The 425-nt window shown below is 49.6% G+C and carries 1 protein-coding gene; it reads right to left on the bottom strand.

Features of this window, described 5'->3' with window-relative positions:
• Positions 1–314, bottom strand: a 314-nt coding sequence (locus tag D7V97_RS44435; RefSeq protein ID WP_199729290.1) for a hypothetical protein, incomplete at its 3' end; no start/stop codon positions are given.
• Between the last annotated feature and the right edge of the window lie 111 nt (positions 315–425).

Raw genomic sequence — 425 nt, 5'->3', positions numbered from 1 at the left:
ATGTGTAACATTGTCTCATCAGTCTCACTTGCTTCACATCGCCAGTAGCTTGGTTGTCCTGCCGGAACAAAAATACTGTGACCCTCCTGGACGATCGACTCATGGAAGCGATCGTCGCGCTTCTGAGTCAGTTGAGCCGCATTTCCTAGCGGTAAGTTGAGCCAGTGATCTGATAAAGCCGGAACATCCATTTCACAGACGGTGAAAGAACTGGGATATTGATACTGTTGAACTAAAACGCCGCTCCAGCCGAGTGACTGGCTGGAGGATACCAGGGATTTATTCAGGCGGTGTTGGAGTTCGATCGCGCTCATTAAGTTGCTTGTCATCGGTTTACCTGACTCATTGAAGATATTTGTCGATCGCGCTTCATCCCGTTGCTCAGTGCCGTGTCTAGATTCGAGCCAACTGACTCGCGCTAGTCA

Origin of the sequence: Corallococcus sp. CA053C (genome assembly GCF_003611675.1) — a bacterium.
Lineage (GTDB): Bacteria > Myxococcota > Myxococcia > Myxococcales > Myxococcaceae > Corallococcus.
The sequence above is the reverse complement of the archived record's forward strand: the minus strand, read 5'-3'. Positions and strand labels throughout refer to the sequence as shown.